The organism is Burkholderia sp. Bp8984 (genome assembly GCF_003853755.1).
In the GTDB taxonomy this organism is placed as follows: Bacteria; Pseudomonadota; Gammaproteobacteria; order Burkholderiales; family Burkholderiaceae; genus Burkholderia.
Map to the genome: position 1 here is coordinate 1 of NZ_QTQN01000074.1, position 3226 is coordinate 3226.

Below are 3226 nucleotides of genomic sequence, written 5' to 3' on the forward strand. Positions count from 1 at the left end.
CCGCTGATCACCGCGATCGGCGTGTCGATCCTGCTGCAGACGGCCGCGATGATCATCTGGTCGCGCAACCCGCTGCCGTTCCCGCAATTGCTGCCGACCGATCCGATCAACGTGATCAAGGCGACCGACACGACGCCCGGCGCCGTGATCTCGGTCACCGAAATCGTGATCATCGCGGTGGCGTTCATCGTGATGGCAGGCCTCTTGCTGCTCGTGCACAAGACCAAGCTCGGCCGCGCCATGCGCGCGATCGCCGAAAGCCCGAACACCGCGAGCCTGATGGGCGTGAACCCGAACTTCGTGATCTCGGCGACGTTCATGATCGGCTCCGCGCTCGCCGCGCTGGCCGGCGTGATGATCGCGTCCGAATACGGCAACGTGCACTTCTACATGGGCTTCATCCCCGGCATGAAGGCGTTCACCGCGGCGGTGCTCGGCGGGATCGGCAACCTCGGCGGCGCGATGGTCGGCGGCGTGGTGCTCGGCCTGATCGAGCAGCTCGGCGCGGGCTACATCGGCAACCTCACGGGTGGCGTGTTCGGCAGTAACTACCAGGACGTGTTCGCATTCATCGTGCTGATCATCGTGCTGGTGTTCCGTCCGTCGGGCCTGCTGGGCGAACGTGTCGCGGACCGCGCGTAACGGAAGGGGAGCAAACAACATGACATCCATTCAACCGATCGAATCCTCGACGTCGCTCGTCGAAGAACGCAACACCGCCAAGACCGTCGTCATCGGCATCCTGACCGCGGCCTTCGTGATCGCGGCGCCGATCATCATCGGCTCGGCAGGCGGCAACTACTGGGTCCGCGTGCTCGACTTCGCGATGCTGTACGTGATGCTCGCGCTGGGCCTGAACGTGGTGGTCGGCTTCGCCGGCCTGCTCGACCTCGGCTACATCGCGTTCTACGCGGTGGGCGCATACACGGCGGCACTGCTGAGCTCGCCGCACCTGACCTCGCAGTTCGAGTGGATCGCGGCGCTCGCGCCGAACGGCCTGCACATCCCGTTCCTGATCATCGTGCCGATCGCGATGGCGCTGGCGGCGACCTTCGGGATCCTGCTCGGCGCGCCGACGCTGCGCCTGCGCGGCGACTACCTGGCGATCGTGACGCTCGGCTTCGGTGAAATCGTCCGGATCTTCATGAACAACCTCGACCGTCCGGTGAACATCACCAACGGCCCGAAGGGGATCACGGGCATCGATCCGGTGCACGTCGGCGGCTTCAACCTGTCGCAGACGCACTCGATCTTCGGCTTCCAGCTGCCGTCGGTCTACATGTACTACTACCTGTTCGTGCTCTGCGCGCTGCTGGTGATCTGGGTCTGTACGCGCCTGCAGCACTCGCGTATCGGCCGCGCATGGGCCGCGATCCGCGAAGACGAAATCGCCGCGAAAGCGATGGGCATCAACACCCGTAACGTGAAGCTGCTCGCGTTCGCGATGGGCGCGTCGTTCGGCGGCCTGTCGGGTGCGATGTTCGGTGCGTTCCAGGGCTTCGTGTCGCCCGAGTCGTTCACGTTCTGGGAATCGATCGTCGTGCTGGCGTGCGTGGTGCTCGGCGGCATGGGCCACATCCCGGGCGTGATCCTCGGCGCGGTGCTGCTCGCGATCTTCCCGGAATTCCTGCGTTCGACGATGAGCCCGCTGCAGCACGCGATCTTCGGTCACGACATCGTCGACACCGAAGTGATCCGTCAGGCGCTGTACGGCCTCGCGATGGTGATCATCATGCTGTATCGCTCGGAAGGCCTGTGGCCGGCGCCGAAGCATGAGGACAAGATCGCGAAACTGGCGAAGCGCAACAGCAAGAAGCCGGTGCGCGCTTAACCAACGGACAAGGGGATACACACATGAGCGACAAGCAAATCCGACTGTCCGTCTCGGGCGTGAACAAACGCTTCGGCGGGCTGCAGGCACTGTCCGACGTCGGCCTGCAGATCAAGGAAGGCGAGATCTACGGCCTGATCGGCCCGAACGGCGCCGGCAAGACCACGTTCTTCAACGTGATCACGGGCCTCTACACGCCGGACTCCGGCGAGTTCAAGCTCGACGGCACGGAATACAAGCCGACCGCGGTGCACCAGGTCGCAAAGACGGGCATCGCGCGCACGTTCCAGAACATCCGCCTGTTCGGCGGGATGACGGCGCTGGAGAACGTGATGGTGGGCCGCCACGTGCGGACCAAGCACGGCCTGCTGGGCGCGGTGTTCCAGACGCCGGCCGAGCGCCAGGAAGAGCGCGAGATCAAGGAACGCGCGATCGAGCTGCTCGAGTACGTCGGCGTGCTGCAGTACGCGGACTACACGTCGCGCAACCTGTCGTACGGCCACCAGCGCCGTCTCGAGATCGCGCGCGCATTGGCGACCGACCCGAAGCTGCTCGCGCTCGACGAGCCGGCGGCCGGGATGAACGCGACCGAGAAGGTCGAACTCACGCGCCTGCTCGACAAGATCCGCTCCGACGGCCGTACGATCCTGTTGATCGAGCACGACGTGAAGCTCGTGATGGGATTGTGCAACCGGATGACGGTGCTCGATTACGGCAAGGTGATCGCCGAGGGTCTGCCGCAGGACGTGCAGAAGAATCCGAAGGTGATTGAGGCATATCTCGGCGCAGGGGTGCACTGATGGCAGCGGCAATGTTGAAAATCAAGGGCTTGCAGGTCAACTACGGCGGCATCCAGGCCGTCAAGGGCGTTGACATGGAAGTCCGCCAGGGCGAGCTGGTGACGCTGATCGGCGCGAACGGCGCGGGCAAGACCACGACGATGAAGGCGATCACGGGTCTCAAGCCGTATTCGGCGGGCGACATCGAGTACGACGGCAAGTCGATCAAGGGCGTGCCGTCGCACGAGCTGCTCAAGCGCGGCCTCGCGATGGTGCCGGAAGGTCGCGGGATCTTCGCGCGGATGTCGATCATCGAGAACATGCAGATGGGCGCATACCTGCGCAACGACAAGGAGCAGATCAAGCAGGACGTCGACCGGATGTTCGGCTTCTTCCCGCGTCTGAAGGAGCGTGCGACGCAGCTCGCGGGTACGCTGTCGGGCGGCGAGCAGCAGATGCTGGCGATGTCGCGCGCGATCCTGACCAAGCCGAAGCTGCTGCTGCTCGACGAGCCGTCGATGGGCCTGTCGCCGATCATGGTCGAGAAGATCTTCGAAGTGGTGCGCGAGATCTCGAAGGAGGGCATCACGGTGCTGCTGGTCGAGCAGAACGCGCG

The 3226-nt window shown here is 64.5% G+C and carries 4 protein-coding genes; all 4 read left to right on the forward strand.

All coding sequences use genetic code 11. The annotated features are described in order from the left end of the window. Window positions 1–642: branched-chain amino acid ABC transporter permease (locus tag DID98_RS35235; protein ID WP_148093553.1), on the forward strand; the 642-nt coding region annotated here is incomplete at its 5' end. A gap of 19 nt (window positions 643–661) precedes the next feature. Then, window positions 662–1831, forward strand: a complete 1170-nt coding sequence (locus DID98_RS35240; protein ID WP_044845602.1) for an ABC transporter permease subunit — start codon at window positions 662–664, stop codon at window positions 1829–1831. Between the two features lie 23 nt (window positions 1832–1854). After that, window positions 1855–2631: an ABC transporter ATP-binding protein gene (locus DID98_RS35245; RefSeq protein ID WP_044845603.1), complete on the forward strand. Its 777-nt coding sequence runs from the start codon at window positions 1855–1857 to the stop codon at window positions 2629–2631. Next, window positions 2631–3226: ABC transporter ATP-binding protein (locus DID98_RS35250; protein ID WP_148093554.1), on the forward strand; the 596-nt coding region annotated here is incomplete at its 3' end. The genes DID98_RS35245 and DID98_RS35250, both read left to right, overlap by 1 nt.

Coding starts and splice junctions, on each gene's coding strand:
- DID98_RS35240 (WP_044845602.1), top strand. CDS start 662: ATGACATCCATTCAACCGATCGAATCCTCGACGTCGCTCGTCGAAGAA.
- DID98_RS35245 (WP_044845603.1), top strand. CDS start 1,855: ATGAGCGACAAGCAAATCCGACTGTCCGTCTCGGGCGTGAACAAACGC.